At 60.6% G+C, this 19,424-nt stretch carries 15 protein-coding genes and 3 pseudogenes; 4 read left to right on the top strand and 14 right to left on the bottom strand.

Translation table 11 applies throughout. From position 1 onward, the window contains the following. Positions 1 to 110: 110 nt before the first annotated feature. The 3 genes from P0D84_RS22260 to P0D84_RS22250 all read right to left on the bottom strand — a co-directional run bounded on the left by P0D84_RS22260 (position 111) and on the right by P0D84_RS22250 (position 2,852). The gene (locus P0D84_RS22260; protein ID WP_408340420.1) at positions 111 to 266 is read right to left on the bottom strand and encodes a hypothetical protein; all 156 of its coding nucleotides are present in this window, start codon (positions 264 to 266) and stop codon (positions 111 to 113) included. Positions 267 to 441: 175 nt separating this feature from the next. Next, positions 442 to 1,467: an SGNH/GDSL hydrolase family protein gene (locus P0D84_RS22255; protein ID WP_408340418.1), complete on the bottom strand. Its 1,026-nt coding sequence runs from the start codon at positions 1,465 to 1,467 to the stop codon at positions 442 to 444. Between the two features lie 119 nt (positions 1,468 to 1,586). Further along, positions 1,587 to 2,852 (bottom strand): MFS transporter, encoded by a 1,266-nt coding sequence (locus tag P0D84_RS22250; protein ID WP_408340416.1) that lies wholly within the window; start codon positions 2,850 to 2,852, stop codon positions 1,587 to 1,589. 98 nt (positions 2,853 to 2,950) lie between these two features. Between P0D84_RS22250 and P0D84_RS22245 the strand changes: the two genes are divergently transcribed. Beyond that, complete coding sequence (locus P0D84_RS22245) at positions 2,951 to 3,916, top strand: LysR family transcriptional regulator (protein ID WP_408340414.1); 966 nt, start codon at positions 2,951 to 2,953, stop codon at positions 3,914 to 3,916. A gap of 151 nt (positions 3,917 to 4,067) precedes the next feature. On the opposite strand, the gene P0D84_RS22240 is transcribed toward P0D84_RS22245, so the two are convergent. Beyond that, positions 4,068 to 4,751, bottom strand: coding sequence for a hypothetical protein (locus tag P0D84_RS22240; protein ID WP_408340412.1), 684 nt, complete (start codon positions 4,749 to 4,751; stop codon positions 4,068 to 4,070). A 394-nt stretch (positions 4,752 to 5,145) separates the two neighbouring features. Further along, complete coding sequence (locus tag P0D84_RS22235; RefSeq protein WP_408340410.1) at positions 5,146 to 6,258, bottom strand: helix-turn-helix transcriptional regulator; 1,113 nt, start codon at positions 6,256 to 6,258, stop codon at positions 5,146 to 5,148. A 258-nt stretch (positions 6,259 to 6,516) separates the two neighbouring features. Between P0D84_RS22235 and P0D84_RS22230 the strand changes: the two genes are divergently transcribed. Next, entirely contained in the window at positions 6,517 to 6,828 is a 312-nt protein-coding gene (locus P0D84_RS22230) for a CobW C-terminal domain-containing protein (protein WP_408340408.1), read from the top strand. Positions 6,829 to 6,842: 14 nt separating this feature from the next. Here P0D84_RS22230 and P0D84_RS22225 read toward each other — a convergent pair whose 3' ends face one another. Both P0D84_RS22225 and P0D84_RS22220 read right to left on the bottom strand, forming a co-directional pair. Next, positions 6,843 to 9,437 (bottom strand): glucose/quinate/shikimate family membrane-bound PQQ-dependent dehydrogenase, encoded by a 2,595-nt coding sequence (locus tag P0D84_RS22225; protein WP_408340406.1) that lies wholly within the window; start codon positions 9,435 to 9,437, stop codon positions 6,843 to 6,845. A 350-nt stretch (positions 9,438 to 9,787) separates the two neighbouring features. Next, positions 9,788 to 10,069 (bottom strand): annotated as a pseudogene (locus P0D84_RS22220) (Fic family protein); the annotation flags it as partial. 503 nt (positions 10,070 to 10,572) lie between these two features. Between P0D84_RS22220 and P0D84_RS22215 the strand changes: the two are divergent. Continuing rightward, a pseudogene (locus P0D84_RS22215) lies at positions 10,573 to 10,743 on the top strand (helix-turn-helix domain-containing protein); the annotation flags it as partial. 102 nt (positions 10,744 to 10,845) lie between these two features. Here P0D84_RS22215 and P0D84_RS22210 read toward each other — a convergent pair. The 7 genes and pseudogenes from P0D84_RS22210 to P0D84_RS22180 form a co-directional block, all read right to left on the bottom strand. Further along, positions 10,846 to 11,310: pseudogene (locus tag P0D84_RS22210) on the bottom strand (hypothetical protein). Positions 11,311 to 11,774: 464 nt separating this feature from the next. Next, positions 11,775 to 13,517, bottom strand: a complete 1,743-nt coding sequence (locus tag P0D84_RS22205; RefSeq protein WP_408340404.1) for an ABC transporter substrate-binding protein — start codon at positions 13,515 to 13,517, stop codon at positions 11,775 to 11,777. Positions 13,518 to 13,625: 108 nt separating this feature from the next. Further along, on the bottom strand, positions 13,626 to 13,907 hold the full coding sequence (locus tag P0D84_RS22200; protein WP_408340402.1) for a DUF2160 domain-containing protein: 282 nt from the start codon (positions 13,905 to 13,907) through the stop codon (positions 13,626 to 13,628). Next, positions 13,907 to 14,716, bottom strand: coding sequence for a carbohydrate ABC transporter permease (locus P0D84_RS22195; RefSeq protein WP_323048438.1), 810 nt, complete (start codon positions 14,714 to 14,716; stop codon positions 13,907 to 13,909). Before P0D84_RS22195 ends, P0D84_RS22200 begins: the two co-directional genes overlap by 1 nt. After that, the gene (locus tag P0D84_RS22190; protein ID WP_408340400.1) at positions 14,706 to 15,584 is read right to left on the bottom strand and encodes a carbohydrate ABC transporter permease; all 879 of its coding nucleotides are present in this window, start codon (positions 15,582 to 15,584) and stop codon (positions 14,706 to 14,708) included. Before P0D84_RS22190 ends, P0D84_RS22195 begins: the two co-directional genes overlap by 11 nt. Next, positions 15,581 to 16,669, bottom strand: coding sequence for an ABC transporter ATP-binding protein (locus P0D84_RS22185; RefSeq protein ID WP_408340397.1), 1,089 nt, complete (start codon positions 16,667 to 16,669; stop codon positions 15,581 to 15,583). Before P0D84_RS22185 ends, P0D84_RS22190 begins: the two co-directional genes overlap by 4 nt. Continuing rightward, a complete protein-coding gene (locus tag P0D84_RS22180; protein WP_408340395.1) occupies positions 16,656 to 17,762 on the bottom strand; it encodes an ABC transporter ATP-binding protein in 1,107 nt (368 codons plus the stop codon). Before P0D84_RS22180 ends, P0D84_RS22185 begins: the two co-directional genes overlap by 14 nt. 917 nt (positions 17,763 to 18,679) lie before the next feature. Here P0D84_RS22180 and P0D84_RS22175 point away from each other — a divergent pair. Continuing rightward, positions 18,680 to 19,297 carry a hypothetical protein gene (locus P0D84_RS22175; RefSeq protein WP_408340393.1) on the top strand — a complete coding sequence of 206 codons (618 nt, stop codon included), beginning with the start codon at positions 18,680 to 18,682 and terminating at the stop codon, positions 19,295 to 19,297. The last annotated feature ends 127 nt before the right edge of the window (positions 19,298 to 19,424 follow it).

Genomic DNA, 19,424 nt, shown 5'->3' with positions numbered 1-19,424 from the left:
CACGCGCAACCGCACTACGCCGTGATTCAACACGCCATCAAATGGAGTGCTGCAATGATCAGCGGAAAGAGCAGGTATTCGTAATAGGTCAGCGACCTTTACGTACCGCTTCAGTGTTGGCGCGAATATGCCTCAGCCATGATCGCGCTGACTTCGGCGCGAGTCTTTAGGGCGTCGCGGATTGCGTCTGGAAGGCGCGCGAGCCATCCGGATACGACAGGGGCGAGAACGGTGGCGGCGATTGCTGCGGAGATGAGCGATTTCATGATCGGATTCCCGTTGTTTGACGGCGGCCTGCCCGCTGTCGTCCGGAAAGGGTGTTGCCTCGAGACGCCATGCGTAGCCAATATACGGGCGAGGCGCACCGCCTCGCTACCTTGGCATTAGTATAAACCCTAATTCCATGTTCCGTATCCTGACGTTTTGCGTGATCCCCGCGACTTAATGGCCCAGACCACTTTTGGCAATCTGCTGCTCCACGAATTGAGCGAACAGCGTGTGCAGGTGCGTGGTCGGATGAAGGTCGTCGGCGAACATGTACGTCTGGTCCGCGTTGGCGCTCACGTAGGTTGCCGGCGAGCATAGCAATGACGTGTTATCGGGCGTTTTCTTAGGGTCGCACGCCTGGCCCGTATTCGACACCGCGAAGCCGTTGGCCTGAAAGTTCGCGATGATCTGGTTCAACCACGTATACGCATCGATCTGGATGACCTTGCTTTGCAGACCATTGGTCTGCAAAGCAGCGCTCAGCGTACTGTTGAAGAGTTCCGATAACTGGGTGAAGTTTGCCCCGCCATCGGACGAGGCGAGGCCGTCCGGCGAGAGTCCGACGTTCGGAAGATTGACTACCACGACGTGCGTACCGCCGTTCTGGACGATCTGCCCGACTATTTGAGCGAGCGTGGTGGCCGCCGTCTGCACGGTCTGCGTGGCGGCCGGCGGCGCCCCAGCGCGAAGCACATCGTTCGCACCGGCCCACACGAGCACCAGTTGATTGGCTTTAAAGCTCCCGTGAGCGCTCAGATAGCTTGAAACCTGCTGATTGACCGGCATTTCGATGTTGCCGATCACGGCGGTCAGAAAATCGGACTGGTCTGCAGGCGTCGCGACCGTGGCTCCCCCTTCCGCATAACCAAGGCCGCTCTGCGCAGTGAGTTTATGCGTGATGTCGATCGTGTACGCGGCGCTTAACGTGTCGCCGTAATATTGCGCGACATTCTGGGTCCACACTTGTCCGGGATTGGTCGTGAACCGCCCGCCGCCCACCGCACGCGCGATCGGCGCATAGGTGCCGACGTCCGAAAGACTGTCGCCGAACGAGACAATTTGCAGATTGATGCCGCCCGCCGGTGTGGCCGCGGTGCCATTACTCGAGCCGCCTCCACCTCCGCCTCCGCCGCATGCCGAAAGCACTGAGATCGCGACGGCAAAAACTGCAGCGCGTACCGTGTCATTTGTTCTACGCATGGCGACTCCTCCAGGACCGGCTGGGGATCTGCGGCCACGTTGCGGCTTATCACGCGTCGCGCTCCCGACAAGCACTCTCTGTAAGCAAAAAACATGCGCCATCGCGGTGGGACTGTGAGTTAATCCCCAGTGCCGCGAACCAGCCCAACCAGCCTGAGAACAAACGCGACGCCGGTGAACACAAAGCCCTCCGCACAGACACCGGTCCAACCTGCCAGCGACCATGCCGCCCCCGCAAACATCGCGCCCAACGCACCGCCGACAAAAAATACCCCGACGAACAGTCCATTGAGCCTTCCGCGCGCGGCGGGATTCATCAGGTTGATCGCGCGCCGGCCTAGCGTCTGGTCAGTGACGACACCGGCATCGAGCGCGGCCGCGCCCGCAACCAGCAACGCAACCGCCAGCACCGGATGGGTACTTGTTGAAAAACCGCCCCAGCCTGCGCCTGCTACGCCGATTACCACGAGGGCGGCGAGCATGGTCAGATGACCCGCAATCAGTGCCTTGCGCCCCGCCCCGCAGTCGCCTGCGCGACCCGCAAGCGGCGTCACGATCGCACCCGTCGCGCCGCTGAGTGCAAACAGCGCAATGCCATTCATGTCGAAGCTGAACGGCGGCTGCGCAAGCCGCAAGCCGATCGCGGTCCAGAACGCGCTGAATGCACCCATCACCAACGCAGCCGAGGCAGCGTTGCGTTGCAATACCGGTTCAGTCCGCAGCAAGGTCCACAGCGAGCGCAACAGCGCCGGATAGCGCGTGGCGACAACCGGCAGGCGAGCGGGCAGCTTCACGTAGAGAACCACCGCGAGGAACGCATCGACTAACCCGGCAAGGCCGTAGAAAGCACGCCAGCCGATCGCCCCCGCGATCACGCTCGCAGCCGGCCGCGACAACAGGATGCCGAGCATCAGACCGCTCATCACGTTGCCGACGGCCCTTCCGCGATGGCTCTCCGATGCCATCGAAGCCGCCATCGGTACCAGCATCTGAATCACGCTGGATGCCGCGCCGGCCAGGAATACGGCGAGCAGAAACACGCCTCGCGAATCGGTGAACATCGCGATAGCGAGAAAGCCGGCGCAGCACGCCAGTGTCCGAACGATCAGGCGGCGGTTCTCCAGCAAATCACACAAGGGCACCAGGAGCACGAGCCCGGCTGCATAGCCGAGTTGCGGAAGCATGGCAACAAGACCCGCTAACGCGGGGGCCAGGTGCAGACTGCGGCCGATCGCACCGGTCAACGGCTGCGCGGCGAACAGGTTCATCACATTCACGCCCACCGCCGTTGCGAAAAAGAGGGTGAGCAGCGCGGTGAGCTGCTGCGGGGTATCGGCCTCCTGCGTCGCGACAACGCTGGCGGGGTTTTCGGCGGATGAGTTCATCGAACGGCGCTCTCAGGACGGATGTGAAAAAGCCATCCTAATGAGCCGCTCAATATGCGACAATTGAAATATGTTGATAATGATTATGCGAGTTCACTTTGAATACGCGCGATCTGGAGGCGTTCGTTGCAGTCGTCGAAAGCGGTTCGATGGTGCGCGCCGCCGAAAAGCTTCATCTCACGCAGCCCGGCCTGACACGTCGGGTGCAAAACCTTGAGAGCACGTTGGGTAACGAGTTGCTCGATCGCCAGAGCAAGCCGCTCAAGCCGACCGCCGCGGGCAACGAGGTCTATGCGCTCGCGCGCACCGTGTTGCGCGCGGTGGACGATCTGTTGTCGGTTGCGTCGCCGGGAAGCGAGCCTGCCGGCGAGTTGAGAATCGGCATGCCGCCGTTTCTGGCGGAGGTGGCGCTGGAAAAACCAGTCGATCTTCTGCGAAGTGCTTTTCCGCGGCTTACGCTGCGCGTCACAGCGGGTTGGTCGCCAGGTCTTGTGCAGAGTGTTGAGCGCGCGTCGCTCGACGCGTCGATCGTGCTGATGCCGTCAAGCTTCTCGCCACCTCAAACGTTGCACGCTACGCCCCTCGCGTTCCTGCCGACTGTGATCGTCGCGGCGCGCTCGCTCGGTCTTCCCGACAAGCCGATGACGCTGGCGGATCTGTCACAGCGTCAGTGGGTCCTCAATCAGGATGGCTGCGGAATGCGCTCGGCACTGAGACAGGCGCTGGAGGCAGCGGGACTTCCCTTCAATGTCGCTGTCGAAGCGTTTGGTTCCGAGTTGCAGCTTTCGCTGGTTGCGCGCGGTGTCGGCATTGGACTCGTCACGCCGGATCTGCTGGAACGTTCTGTCCATCGCTCGGCGCTCCGGATTGTCGAGACCTCGGACTTTCGTGCGGGCATCGATGCATGGTTCATTCATGGGTCGCTTCCCGGGCGGCTCATGCGGCCCGTCGAGCTGTTGCGCCGTTCGTTGACCGAGGTGCTCGCCGAAAGTGGAATGGCGATGTATGGAGAGTGTGGGGATGCTGCGCTTCTCCCAAACATCGCTAGATCAACTAGCGTTTGATCCCGTCGAGCGTTTCTCCCGACACCATGAAATCCGCCCGCATTCTGATGCGTGAACGGGGAGTCCTGATCGCCGCCTTGGTCGCCGCATGACGGTTTTTCCGGAAATACCTTAAGGCGACGGCGGCGTCCAGCACCGCGCGTCGCCCCCTTCAATGTATGTTGTGCGATCGATCAGCGAGCCCGCAGGCTTTCATCGATTCCGCTCTCAAGGCTTCGACCTTGCGCAGATTCGAATTCGGCTGACTCTGAAACGTCGTGGAAAAGTGCTCGGCAGTGCACCCGCAAAACTCTGCGTGGTCCGTCCGGACATGCTGCATGTAGTCGTCGCAGGTCTTGTAGACCCATGCATACGTCGTCGCCTTAGGTGCAGGGCAGGTCTGCCCGATCCGGTTTTGTTCTTCGGGTGAAAGCTGCGTACTGTGTTTCGCGGTCGCGATCTGCTTGTAGCCTTCGGTCAGACAATTGCAATCGTGCAGATTTCGAAGATAGGTCGTGTGGTTCGCACAGTTCTCGTAGTAACCCTTCGCACCCTTGTCGATCTGATCCTGGGTGAGTGGAATCTTCGCTGGCACGCCGGGGTGGGATGATTGCGCGACACTCATCGGCGCAGCGGCTCCCGTGCTTTGCGATGGGAGTCCATTCGAGCTCGAACCAGCGCTCGCGTTACCCGTCGAGCTACTGTTTGAACTGGCACCCGAGTTCCCGATTGTTTTGTTCAGCGTCTTGTCGATCCCTTTCTTGACGGCGTCGACCGTATTTTTCGTAATCGACTGGAACAGGCCATCGAGTGTCCCTGACGGCGGGTCTTCGGCGTCGGCGTGTGTGCACGTCACGGCGACGGCGCAGAATAAAGCCGCGGCACGGAGATGGCGCCACGCTGTAGACGTCCTCATCGAATGGCCACGCGGATGCGTATCGGCCGAAACGCACACCTTCTTTCGCCTGTCCATGCCAGACACCCCTCACTGTGGTGTTTAGACGCTCGCTTGCAACGCTTGATCGTGGCTACACAGGTGGGCTAGCTGCCAGGGGCACCCGCACCACCGGACAATTCAGTTCCCGCAGCGCACTTACAACTGCCCAATGGGATCATCACGCCGTTGTAGCGGCACACGGTCACCTGGCGTTCTTCGATCGGCCCCGCGGATCAAAAGTCACATTGGCGGGCGAGACAATTTCAATTTACGACCGGGTCATCGTGCGGTCGTCTCCCAAAGAGGATAGAAATTAAAGGTGGGTTGAAATACCGGCCACGCTACGCGCCACCAGAGCAGCGAGCGCGGCCTGCCGGCTGGTACCGGTCTTGGCCAGCGCTTTCTTCAGATGCGTGCGCACGGTGCCAAGGCCTACGCCCAGCGCAGTGGCAATGTGCTCCAGCGACTGGCCTTCGCCGATAGCCACGGCAATCGCAGCTTCCGCACGTGTCAGTCCGAACAGCTCGCGCAGCGTCTGGCCGGCGGCCGATCCCGAAACCTCCGGATCGCGGATAAAAATCATCGCCGCAGGGTGCGCAATATCGGCGGATGCCAAGGTGGCACGCCACGGCGAAACCAGCAGCGTGACCGGCAATCGCCCCGGGCGCGCCACTGCGATTGCCGTGCCCGGCAGGTGAATTTCGCCAGCAGCGGTCCGTACAGCCTCCCGGACGAGCCGCGCCAGCCGGTTGTTCAATCCGGGATCATCAATGCGCAGCCGTTGTGCCTGTGTGCGGATTTCGCGCGACGATTCCAGCAGCTGTTCGGCAGCCCGGTTGGCATAGAGCACAGTGCAGCACGCATCGACCACCAGGAGCGCGGTCTCGATGCGCTCAAGAGCCGCCAGAGCGGCGCTCTGCGCCAGCGCGGTTTTGCCCAGCCGGTCGCGCAGCGTCAGCGCGCGGCGCACATGTGGGCATAGCGTCTCCAGCGCACGGCGATCAGCCTCGCCATAGGGACCGGCGGCACGTGCCCGGTGCACACCCAGCACGCCGGTTTCGCCGTGGCCAGTGGGAAACAGCACGCCAACCATGTGATAGATGTCAAGTCGCCGTGTCCAGTCCTGATAGAAGCCCGTGCGCTCGAACTGCGCATCCGGCATCAGGCTCTGGCTGGTGAACACCTGGCCCAGTTCCAGTTGCGCGGAACGCTCGACCCATAGGTCGTTGCGATGCCAGTGGTCGGCCCACGATTGTTCCTGGGCCGATATCCGCAGATTGTCGGTCACGCTTGCAAGTTGGGGGCCAAGCGGCCCGCCACAGGTCTTGAGCACCGCACTGGTAGAGGCAAACGCGTCGGCGACGGCTGCGGCAAACCCTTGCCATCTGACCTCATCGAGCGCGGCATCGTACAGCAGGTCGACCACCGGACCGAGCCGATCCTCCAGCCGTACCGCTTTGCCCGCTGCGTTCATGGTCGTTTCATCGCGTGTGGGTTGGGAGTTTAGGACCGCCTGGCGTGTATTGAAGGCCATCCGCTCCGCATGTTTTTGAAGTTGTGCAATTGTCCTCCGAGAATTTTTTAGTGCGCATTCCTATGTGTGCGCTACCGCACACAAACTCTGAGACTTCGCTACGGGGATTCCGTAAAGAGGTGCCAACGTCAAACCGGATCCGGAGGTCCTATGGATGCGCCGAGGCGCTTTCCCGTCTTCCTCGCCTCCGCGCCAGCGTTCGCCTTTGAGATGAGTTCCTTGAACGTCGCCAGCACCTGCTCTCGCGGCGAACGCATTCTGCGGGTTAAGGGGATCGGCAATTTCATCGGCGAACAGCGGCCGGTTGTGTTCCATGGCGTGCAGCAGTTGCTGCATGAACCGTTACGGCTTAAAGCATGGCCCGACGACGCTCACACGACGTGGCTCGCGTTCATCGTCCAGGGTCTCGCCAGGTCGGTGATCGAGGAAACGATCGCGTATTTTCTGCGCGAAGCAGCGTAAGCGACGCGTGCCGCTTACTGCTGCGGCAACGCATAGGCAATCACATAGTCGCCGAGCTTCGTGCCGAACGAGCCATGTCCGCCCGCCGCGATCACGACGTACTGCCGGCCATCGATCGAATAGCTCATTGGCGTCGCCTGACCGCCAGCGGGCAGGCGCGCCTCCCAGACCTGCTCACCGTTGTTCACGTTGAACCCGCGGATGTAGTTGTCCGCCGTCGCGCCAATGAACGCGACACCGCCCGCCGTGACGATCGGACCGCCCAGCATCGGCATGCCCATCTTGAACGGCAGCGGAATCGGCGAACTGTCGCGCACGGTACCGATGCGCTTCTTCCACACAATCTCATTGGTCTTGAGATCGATCGCGGAAATGTAGCCCCATGCCGGCTGCTTGCACGGCAAGCCCAGCGGCGAGAGGAACGGGTTGATCGTCACGCCGAACGGCACGCCGTACTGCGGCTGGATGCCTGACTCCGTGCCGCTGCCCTTGGCTCCCGGCTCCGGCTCCAGCGGGTTGCCCGGGCCGCGCGGAATCAGACGCGAGACGAACGGCAACGCGATCGGGTTCGCGACGGCGATCTGGCGGTCGGTGTCGACGGCAATACCGCCCCACTCGAACATGCCCAGGTTGCCCGGGAACACAAGTGTGCCCTGCAGCGATGGCGGCGTGAACGTGCCTTCGTAATGCAGCTTGTGGAACATCACGCGGCACACGAGCTGGTCGTACATCGTCGCGCCCCACATGTCGGCGTCGGTCAGCTTCTTCGACGGACGATACGTGAGCTGCGAGAACGGCTGTGTCGGCATAACGTGGTCGCCGGGGGCGGCGCCCTGCGGCACGGGCGTTTCGGGCGCCGGTACAACCGGCTCACCGGTGCGGCGGTCGAGCACGAACAGGTTGCCGGTCTTGGCCGGCGCATACACGACCGGCACCGTCTTGCCATCCTTGTCGGTGATGTCGGCGACCGTGGGCTGCGACGGTTGGTCCATGTCCCACAGATCGTGGTGCACGGACTGGTAGAACCAGGCGAGCTTGCCGGTCGAGGCGTGAAGTGCGAGCAGCCCGCTGGCATAACGCTCCTGCTCCGGCGTGCGTTGGCCGCCCCAGATGTCCGGCGTTGTCACACCCATCGGCAGATAGACAATGTCGAGCTTCGCGTCGTAGGCGGCGGGGGCCCACGAGTTGGGCGAATTCCATGTGTAATGCTCGCCCGGGCCCGGAATGTGATTCGGGTCCTTCGCGCCTGGGTCGAACGCCCAGAGCAATTCGCCCGTGCGCACGTCGAAGCCGCGGATGACGCCCGACGGCTCGCGGTTCGAGAAGTTGTCCTCGACCGAGCCCGCCACGATGATCACCTTGCTGGTGATGATCGACGGTGAGGTGGGCTCGTACATGCCCGCCGTCGTGACCGGCTGGGCGTGTTGAAGGTCGAGGTCGCCGTCGTTGCCGAAGTCCGCGCAGCGTTGGCCCGTCAGCGCGTCGAGCGCGTAGAGGTGGCCGTCGTTGACGGGGAGGTAGATGCGGCGGGTGCAGGCGGATGGGGTTGCGGGGGCCGAGGCGGTGGTGGTTGCCGGGCCTGAGGTGGCGGTTGCGGCAGTGCCTGATGTGGTCGTGGCTGCGGCGTCCGAGGCGGCGGTGGCAGCTGTGTCCGAGGTGTCTGTAGCTGCGGCGGGTGCGGCGGCATCGCTCGCAGGCGCTGTGGCTGCTGTGGTTACATCGCTCGCCAGCGCGGTGGCTGCTGTGGTTGCATCGCTCGCCGGCGCTGCGGCGGCCGCCGTGGCACTGGCCGACAGATCGACGTACGACACGCCGCGGCAAGTGACGTGCTGGAACGATGGATCCGCCTGTAGCTTCGGATCGAACTTCCACTTGAGCGTGCCCGTCTTCGCATCCACTGCGAACAGGATCTGATGCGGCGAACATAGGTAAAGCAGATCGCCGATCTTGATCGGTGTGACTTCGTTGGTAATCTCGACGGGATCGTTGGGCCCCTTCATGTCACCCGTGCGGAAGGTCCAGGCCACCTGGAGATTCTTCGCGTTCTCAGGCGTGATCTGCTGCAATGGCGAGTAGCGAGTGCCTTCCTGGGTGCGCCCATAGGCGGGCCAGTCGGCGGGGTCGATCGCGGTGCTGGTGCCGCCGCTTGCGGGCGCGGCAGCGTTGAGTGTGCCGTTGACCTGCTGCGGATCGTTGAAGTTCGCGTACACGAGCACGCCCGCCCAAGCCACGAGTGCGATGACGAGCGAGGCGACACCGAGCTTACGCTCGCCTTCCAACCGCCAACTCATAAGCAGCAGCAACCACACGCCGAAGATGACAAGCACACCAGAGCGCGGCGCGAGTGCCCAGAAGTCGGGACCCGACTCCATGAGGGCCCAGATCGCCGTGCCGATAAGCACAAGCGCATAGAGCACGAGTGCGGCGGGATTGCGCCGCCAAAGCAGCCAGGCCACGCCCAACAGCACGACACCTGTGACGACGTAGTACGCCGAGCCGCCGACCACGAGCAACCATGCGCCGCCGATCAGCAGATAGAGCGCGGTCAGCAACGTAAAGAGGAACGTGATGATGCTGATGACGCCACGCGAATTCGACTGACTGGTCATGATGATCTCTACCCTCTTGAGTGGATACCGCCTGCCAGTGGTACCGACGTCGAATTCATACGCTATACGCCGGAGCACGGTGAAAAGGATAGCAGAACGTGTGCGGCAAGCCGGCGTATACGCCGGCTTGCGATTCGCCAGTTAGTGGACTCGTCGACGAGGACGAATCATGCGGCGGCGCGAACACTGTGCACGTATCGTTCCTGCTGTTGTTCATATAGGCGACGGTCCTTTTGAGGAGCATGCGCGCGTCTAGGGTTATAGGTCGTTCAGAGTGCAATTGGCAAGGCATGGCTGGCATGCTTTGTGTGATGCAACTATGGCGGGTTCGCGGATATGGATGTGAAAGCCTTCGAGACGATGTCCTCGACATATAGGATCGCGTCGCGGTGGTTCGTCGCCTCGAAATGCTCCCGAAGGGACTTTCCGCCGACCGTGATGCCTTCGAGTACCACTTTGGTCTCGCGCAGCGTCAAGGTGTTGCCCTCGATCGCATTCGAGTGATACGTCCACTCCAGCACCGACTTCTCGCGCAGAGACGCGACCGTGTGCTGAGGAAGCGGGCGCGCAGCATCGAGCGTCTCCTTGTCGGCGTCGATCGTCTTCAGCAGCGCGGCAGATTGATTGGGCATGTGTCTCTCGAAGCAAAGTTCGTTACGTTCGATATATACCCCCATTGGGGCACGCTAATTCGCTTGGCGAAGCCTGCGCGCGTCAGGCCGAGCCTTTGGATCGCGTCGCGTAGAAATTCCTGCTGAGAAACCACCACGGGTTTCCTCCCGACCATCAGATCACCCCGCTCACGATCGACGACAACCGCACAGGATCACCCTCTACCAGGTTCTTAACGGCGGATAGCCTGGAAACTCCAATCAATTGCTGTATGAGTTTTAGCGAGCGCCCGTCGCGGTGCAATCTGACCGCGAACGTGCGGCGCGCTGCGCTGGCATCGCCGTGCTCGATGCCGGCTTGCAGATGAAGTCTGCGCACGATTTCTGTCAGCGATTCGCACGAGTAACTGACCGTACCCGCAGGCGTGATCCGGGGACCTCGTTCACTTCCTCGGAAAAAGCGTCTGATGAGTGTCGCGCTGACGGATCTGTTGGTTGTGCCGAAACGGCAGGGTCTGGGGCGACTCGCTCGCATCCGGAAAGGTGTGAACGTCCGTCAAGGTGTGTTTGCCGTATATCTCAACACAACTGCGTCTACCATTCGGCAATGGGAACAGGGTGATAAGAAACCCAGCGGGATCGCAGCTCGTATGCTCCAGCTCGTGCAAAAGAACGGTCTTGAGATTTTCGGCTGAGGTCGCAGGAGTGTAAGTAGCAAAGAGTCCCGTCTGAACTGCACCCCAAAAGTTGGACGTCGATCCAACCGTTGGGGTGTTTTTCATGACGAAGTACAGTGCCTAGTGTGCCGCGACAACCGATCGCTGGACGGCGTCGGCTTTTAGCGTTCCGGCGCTTTCCGATGACGGGCTTTTGCGCTCCAGCGCATTCGCGTCGGCTACCGGTTCGTTCGCTCTCCGCGACGCCTCAGCCAGCAGGTTCGCCGCCTGCCGCGCCGTAATGCGGCCTTGCGCCACGCCCTTCGCATCAAGCGCAATCACCTGGTACAACTCGCGGTCGCATTCGAGTTCCTGCTGATACTGCTCCATCGTATCCACCAGCAATTCAAGAAGCGTCTGACGACGCCGTCTTTCATCGATCGTGATAGAAGGATTCCTACATATTTAGGACGAAAGTGTAATCAAGGTATCCAGTTGATCCAGGTGCCGGTCGAATAAATGGAATGCCGACAGGGCAAGCTTCTCGTACTGGAGTGCGTCGACAGGTGGACGTGAGTCGGGTTGGGTTTTGATGGATTTGCTCATGGTGCGATCTCCCTGTTACTTCTTGGATCGCCCGACACTCGCTTGCAAAGGGGGTGAGCGGGCACGTAGCAGGTTAGCAGACCGGGCTTGAAACAAACCGGCGAGCCTTGCGGCTCCCCACCACGGCCCGCCCATTGAAATATAGACGTGCAGAGGTAGACGCACGTCCCGCCTGAGCGGGAGTGCGGTTTCAAGCAACAGGCTGCTAAACCTGGTCGAAGAGTGTTTCCCGACGACTTGGTAATTATAAGGGAGACCGCCCACGTTGCGTCCAACGTTGTAGGCCAAACGTTCGATTTGGCCAATCGGATAAGGCGAGTAGAAGCAACACGATCGTCATGACAAACAGCCATAAAGAAGAGTCAGCCGAAGCTGACTCCATCCAGGCGCGACAACCGCGCCGCCGAAACCGATCACGCTGATCGGCGGCGCGATCGCCCAACGGGTCACAACCGCATCGCCCCCTACCTCACCCGCCCCTCCTTCCACGCAGTCAACAGCTGCTCATACTTAACCGTTTCCCCCTTCGGCTTCTCATTAGCAAGCTTCTTCCACGGCGCGTGCTGATCCGACAGCCACTTCGCCGGGTCACTCTCCGCATTCAACTCCGGCGCGCAAACCTTCATCCCCGCGCGCTGCAAACGGGCCAGCACCTGGTCCATTTCCTTCGCCAGGTTGTCCATTGCGGCTTGCGGCGGTTTTTCACCGGCGACGGCCGTCGCGACGTTCTTCCACCAGAGTTGCGCCATCTTCGGATAATCGGGCACATTATTGCCGGTCGGCGTCCAGGCGACGCGTGCCGGGCTTCGATAAAACTCGATCAACCCGCCGTATTTGTCCGCGTTCTTCGTGAAGTAATCGCTATGGATATCGGAATCACGGATAAACGTGAGACCGGTAATCGATTTCTTCAGCGAGACCGTTTTGGACGTAACGAACTGCGCATATAGCCACGCGGCGGCGCGCTGATTCGGCGGCGTCGATTTGAAGAAGGTCCACGAGCCAACGTCCTGATAGCCGTTCTGCATGCCATCCTTCCAGTACGGCCCGTGCGGCGACGGCGCCATCCGCCACTTTGGCGTGCCGTCCGCGTTGGTCACGTTGCCGGGTTTCAACATCGACGCGGTGAACGCGCTGTACCAGAAGATCTGCTGCGCGATCTTGCCTTGCGCCGGCACCGGTCCCGCTTCGTTGAAGGTCATCCCCGAGGCTTCTGGCGGCGCATATTTCTTCAGCCAGTCGATGTACTTGGTGGTCGCGAAAACCGCGGCCGGACTGTTCGTGCCGCCGCCGCGGGATACCGACGCGCCCACCGCATGGCAGCCGTCGGGCGTGACGCGAATGCCCCATTCGTCGACCGGCATGCCGTTCGGGATGCCCTTATCCGCTTCACCCGCCATCGAGAGCCATGCATCGGTAAACCGCCAACCGAGCGACGGGTCTTTCTTGCCGTAATCCATATGGCCATAGACTTTCTCGCCGTCGATATTCTTGACGTCGTTCGTGAAGAATTCGGCAATGTCCTCATACGCGGACCAGTTCACCGGCACGCCGAGATCGTAGCCGTACTTCGCCTTGAACTTGTCCTGCAGGTCCTTGCGCGCGAACCAGTCGGCACGGAACCAGTAAAGATTCGCGAACTGCTGGTCGGGTAACTGATAGAGCTTCTTGTCCGGCGCGGTCGTGAAACTCGTGCCGATGAAGTCCTTGATGTCGAGGCCGGGGTTCGTGTACTGCTTGCCTTCGCCGGCCATATAGTCTGACAGCGGCATGATCACGCCATAGCGATAGTGCGTGCCGATCAGGTCGGAGTCCGAAATCCAGCCGTCGTAAATGCTCTGACCGGATTGCATCGAAGTCTGCAGTTTTTCGACGACGTCGCCTTCCTGGATGATGTCGTGCTTGACTGAAATGCCGGTGATTTCGGTGAATGCCTTAGCCAGCGTTTTCGATTCGTACATGTGCGTGTCGAGCGTTTCGGACACCACATGCACCTCTTTAACCCCTGCTGATTTCAGCTTGGCAGCGGTATCGATGAACCACTTCATCTCGTCCATCTGTTGCTGTTTCGACAGCGTACTCGGCTGGAACTCGCTGTCGACCCACTTCTGCGCTTCGGGCGTACCGGCGCTCGCGGCATGGCTCGTCAAGCCTGTCGCGATAGCGCACGCCACGGCGAGCGTGACGATTCGTCTCCTCTGTTGCATGGCTTTCTCCTGTGTCTCCGCACCCCTTGGAGCAACTGCCGAGGTCCGCCCGGGGCATCAACGGAACCGGTCTGTCCAGATACGCAAACCTTCAGGACGCAACGCTATTCATCCTTTCCACATGACAATGAACAGCACCAGCATCGACGCCGCGAAACCGGGCCACGCGCTCGCGTGTTCCGCGCTGATGCCGATCCACGCGAGATTGATGTACGCGGCAATCAGCAGCCCAATAAAGAGCCGGTCTCCACGCGTGGTGCCGATCGGCAGGAAGCCTTTGCGTTCGACGGTCGGCGAGCGGAGTTCCCACACGGTCATGCCCGCCAGCATCACCACCATGCAGCCGAAAAAGACCGCGACTTCGGGTGTCCAGTACATCCACGTCAGCATCAGACTCTCCCCATCGCAAAGCCCTTCGCGATGTAATTCCTCACGAAGTAAATGACGAGCGCGCCCGGCACGATGGTCAGCACGCCCGCCGCGGACAGCACGCCCCAATCCATCCCCGCCGCCGATACCGTGCGCGTCATCACGGCGGCAATCGGCTTGGCGTTGACGGTGGTGAGCGTGCGCGCGAGCAGCAGTTCAACCCAGCTGAACATGAAGCAGAAGAACGCGGTCACGCCGACGCCCGACTTGATCAGCGGCAGGAAAATCTTCACGAAGAACGCGGGGAACGTATAGCCGTCGATGTAGGCGGTTTCGTCGATTTCGCGCGGCACGCCCGACATGAAGCCTTCGAGAATCCACACCGCGAGCGGCACGTTGAACAGCATGTGCGCGAGCGCGACCGCGATATACGTGTCCATCAAACCAACGCTCGAATACAGTTGAAAGAACGGCAGCAGGAACACGGCAGGCGGCGTCATCCGGTTGGTGAGCAACCAGAAGAACATATGCTTGTCACCGAGAAAGCGATAGCGCGAGAACGCGTACGCAGCCGGCAGCGCAACCAGGACCGACATCACCGTGTTCATCAGCACATAGATGATCGAGTTGATGTAGCCCCAGTACCAGGACGGGTCGGTGAAGATAACCTTGTAGTTGTCGAAGGTCACGTGATGCGGCCAGATCGCGAACGCCGACATCGTCTCTTCGTTCGTGCGCAGCGAGATCGACAGCATCCAGTAAAGCGGAATCAGTGCGAACAGGATGTACAGCGTCAGTACGACCACGCGCATCCAGCGGTTATTGCGCATGGTCGTCACCTTTGCCCACGCGCTCCATCCAGTTGTACAAGATGAAGCACAACAACAGGATGATCAGGAAGTAGATCAGCGAAAACGCCGCCGCCGGGCCGAGGTCGAACTGGCCGACTGCCTTTTGCGTCAGGTACTGCGACAGGAACGTGGTCGAATCGCCGGGGCCGCCGCCCGTCAGCACGAACGGCTCGGTGTAGATCATGAAGCTGTCCATGAAGCGCAGCAGCACGGCGATCATCAACACGCCGCGCATCTTCGGCAGTTCGATATAACGGAATACCGCGAAGCGGCTGGCGCCGTCGATTTCGGCAGCCTGATAGAACGCGTCGGGAATCGCACGCAAGCCGGCATAGCAGAGCAGCGCGACGAGCGGCGTCCAATGCCAGATGTCCATCACGAGCACCGTGATCCACGCAGCGCTGGGACTGGCCGTGTAGTTATATTCGATGCCCGCGTGATTGAGCGCATAACCGAGTAGGCCAATGTCCGGCCGCCCAAAAATTTGCCAGATCGTGCCGACCACGTTCCACGGAATCAGGAGCGGCATGGCGAGCACGACCAGCGACGCCGACGCACGCCAGCCGGACGCGGGCATCGCCAGTGCAAGGCCGACACCGAGGGGAATCTCGAACAGCAACACGCAGGCGGAGAAGACGATTTGCCGCCCGAGCGCGCCGCGCAGGTCGTCGTCGTTGATGATGGCGCGGAACCACTCGGTGCCGACGAACACATGTTGCGTTGGGCTGATGATGTCCTGCACCGAATAATTGACCACCGTCATCAGCGGCAAAATGGCGGAGAACGCGACGCAGATGAACACCGGCACGACCAGCAGCCAAGCCTTCTGGTTGACGGGCTTGTTCATCGCACGATCCTTTCATCGTTGCTGAAGAACACGGTTTCCGCCGCGGCGAGCTTCAACCAGACGGCACCTTCGCCGACACGCAGATGCGGTTCGACCTTGGCCCTGAAGACGTGGCCGTCGCATTGCGCGGTGACCAGCTGGTAGTTGCCGAGTTGCTGCACGCGCAGCAGATGGGCTTTCACCGCGCCGGGTTCGCCGTCGCTCACAAGACGCACGAACTCCGGCCGAACGCCGAGCGTCAGCGTGCCGTTTGCGTGTTTCAGCGCATCGAGCGTATGCGGATCGAGTTGCAGATGCTGCGTGCCGATCCTGATACCGTTGGGGTCGAGATCGACCGGACAGAGATTCATTCCAGGACTGCCGATGAAATAGCCCACAAACGCATGGTCGGGCCGCAAAAACAGCGCGTCCGGACCGCCCTTCTGCACCACGCGGCCGTTCGTCATCACGACGACTTCATCGGCGAAAGTCAGCGCCTCGACCTGATCGTGCGTCACGTAGATCAGCGTCAGCTTCAGTTGCTGATGAATCTTTTTCAACTGACGGCGCAGGATCCACTTCATATGTGGATCAATCACGGTCAAAGGTTCATCGAACAGGATCGCGGCGACGTCCTTGCGAACGAGGCCGCGCCCAAGTGAAATTTTCTGCTTCGCATCCGCCGACAGATTGTTCGCCTTGCGCGGCAACTCACGCGTCATGTCGAGAATCTCCGCCACTTCGTGAACGCGGTGTTTCACGTCACGCGCGGTCATTTTCCGGTTGCGCAGTGGAAACGCGAGGTTGTCGAACACGCTCATCGTGTCGTAGATCACCGGGAACTGGAACACTTGGGCGATGTTGCGCTCGCGCGGGCTCATCGCGGTGATATCGCGCCCGTCGAACAGCACCTTGCCTTCCGACGGCCTCACAAGGCCCGATACGATGTTGAGTAACGTGGACTTGCCGCAACCAGACGGCCCGAGCAACGCATACGCGCCCCCGTCTTCCCAGACCATGCTCATGGGTTGCAGTGCGTAGTCGTCGAGCGTGGCGGGATGGGGTGCATACGCGTGCGCGAGATTCTGAAACTCAATGCGCGCCATGAGCGCCCTCCGGGCCGGACAGCAATGTTGTGTCGGCACCGAACACGAACAGTTCGTCGGGATCGATGTACACATCGAGTTCCGTACCGAGATCGATCTGATGCACGCCTTGCAGTTGCGCGACCAGATCGACGCCGCCTTGCCGCGTGTGCAGATGCAGGTAGGTTTCCGAGCCGCTCAATTCGGCCAGTTCGAGCCGGCACGGCACCGCAACGGAGCGCGGGGTGCGAGGCGCGAGCCGGAGATGGCCGGGACGAATGCCGATGCGGAACGTCTCGTTGCCGCCGACGGCGCGCGCGCTCGCCCGTTCGAGCGGCACGTCGATGCCGATCGGCAGGCGCGCGGTGCCGTTCGCGGTGAGTTCGCTGGCGAGCATGTTCATCGGCGGATCGTTGAACACGGCTGCGACGTCGACATTGTCGGGCGCGTTGTAGACGTCGAGCGTCGGGCCATGCTGCAGCACGCGCCCTTTGTCGACGATCGCCGTGTAGCCGCCGAGCAGCAGTGCTTCGAGCGGTTCGGTCGTCGCGTAGACGACGGTGGTCTTGCCGTCCGCGAACAGCGACGACAGTTCGACGCGCAATTCTTCGCGCAGCTTGTAGTCGAGATTGACTAGCGGCTCGTCAAGCAGGACCAGCGACGACCGCTTGACCAGCGCCCGCGCCAGCGCGCAACGTTGCTGCTGGCCGCCGGACAGTTCGCTCGGACGGCGTTGTAGCAGGTGATCGATATGGAGTTTGGCGGCGACTTCGTGCACGCGCCTTTTGACCTCGTCGGCGGGCGTTTTTTGCAACTTCAGCGGTGACGCAATGTTGTCGAACACCGTCATCGCCGGATAGTTGATGAACTGCTGATAGACCATCGCGAGGTTGCGCTGCCTGACGCTGACGCCGGTCACGTCGGTGCCGTCGGCAAGCACGCGGCCCGAAGCCGGGCGGTCGAGGCCGGCCATCACGCGCATCAGGGTGGTCTTGCCGGCTTGCGTCGGCCCAAGCAGCACGTTGATCGCACCGGGGACGAGCCGCAGGTCGACGCCGTACAGATGCGTCTGAGCGCCCGAAACGACTGTCACACGCTCCAGTTCCAAGACCAAATCGCTCTCCTTCGTTCTAGTGCGTCTTCGGTGCTGCGGGGCCCTGGCGCGGCAATTGGGCGGTGATGGGGATGGGTACGGTGCTAACGGTTCCGGTCGTTCTTACGCGTTTTGAGCGGACAGCGAAGCGTGCCCCTTTTTCTAAAAGGAAATCAAAACAACGGATTCGATGTTCCTTTTTGTTCGTTTACGTATAAATCGGTGTTAACCATACAATCGGTCGACAATTAGTCTCCTTGTAGCTTACTCAATTGGAAACGATTGCTTTCTATGTAGATGTTATTTAACGATTATCGTAATCCACGCGTCAGCGTAACAGAATGGAATGATGCGTCTGACGAATTGCCCGCGCGCGCTGTGCGGACAGGGATTGGTGGCTCGGATCGTCGCATCGCGATGCCGCTGTGAGCCGTTGTGACGCGCGATGCTTTGCTGCCAGCGCGCCTGGGCTTTTTAGTTCTGGTGGCGTTATGCCAGGTTAGCTCGGCTCTTAGCGGATCCGTTTTAGAAGGACGGTCGCGACAGTCGCAAGCCTGATAGGACACGAGCGCCAACTTCCTTTGGCGCATCATGCGTTGTGGCAGGAGATGAAGTTACGGCAAGGAACAAGGCTGGATCGTTACGCGAACGCCGCGTCCCCGCGAGTTGACAGATTTACTGTCGCGACGACGACAAATTTAACGCGGTCTACGGCCGGCGCGCGTTGTTCCACATAATCACCCACTCTGTTGACCTGGCAAGTGACCGAAAAACGGCTCGTTATATTCGGTGGTATATTACGCATTATTAGGTGTTCCAGATGTCTGGAGTGCATCAAGGCTACGTCCAAGCCCCCACCGAACGCGGCAAATCATCGGGAGGAACGTTTGTATGCTCCGCTGTCGTTACGCGTGTCCGACAAGTGCGACGGGTAGCAAATGAGCTGCTCAAAACGCGCGCGTAGGCACGTTCTTCCGTTTCAGTATCCCCTTATCGGTACTCTGACGCTGCAGGAATTAGAACAGCCTTCGCCCCGCCACGACTGCGTTAACTGGGAACTGATCGGCCAGCACGTCATCGGTCACCATGTCACCGAGAACGACCTCAGTTCAAACATCCTCTTCGTTGACCTCACAGCGGCCAAGAAGGCAATCAGGAGTTGCCAGTCATTGTTTGGCGATTACTGTCGAGTACTTCACGAAGCAAACGTCTTGGAACTGTCCTCGTCCCCGAAGATACGGTCACATTGGCCTGCAACGCTCGTTGCACCGGGTATCGATGGCCGCTGGCTGTACTCGAAGCAGACGTTTCAGCGAATTCTCAGCATCTCGGATGCGGTCGCCGATGTCGAGTCGTGTGTCAATCGACAACTACTCTGGATGTTGCTCAATAGCATTCTCGTCGGCGTGAGTAACGTTTCGGCAAGCGCCAAAGGCTGGCGCTATCGTGCTAACTGGAGATCGAATCAGAAGAACCCACAAGACGTGCTGGTTGCTTTCCAGCAGGCCTTCAACGAAGCGGTCTTCGATATCACCAGCAGCTCGTATGACCGATAGCGCCGGAGAAGACGTCTCCGGATTTGTTTAGTCTGGATCACATCGGGATCTGGATGCCGCATGCTCACGAATGTCTGCGGCCCTTATCCGTCTCTGACGGCACCCAGAATTCCCGTGTATGTTTATT

The organism is Paraburkholderia sp. RL17-337-BIB-A, assembly GCF_046025895.1.
GTDB classification, from domain to species: domain Bacteria; phylum Pseudomonadota; class Gammaproteobacteria; order Burkholderiales; family Burkholderiaceae; genus Paraburkholderia; species Paraburkholderia fungorum_C.
Note: the sequence above shows the minus strand (reverse complement) of the source record. Positions and strands in the feature narration are given on the sequence as shown.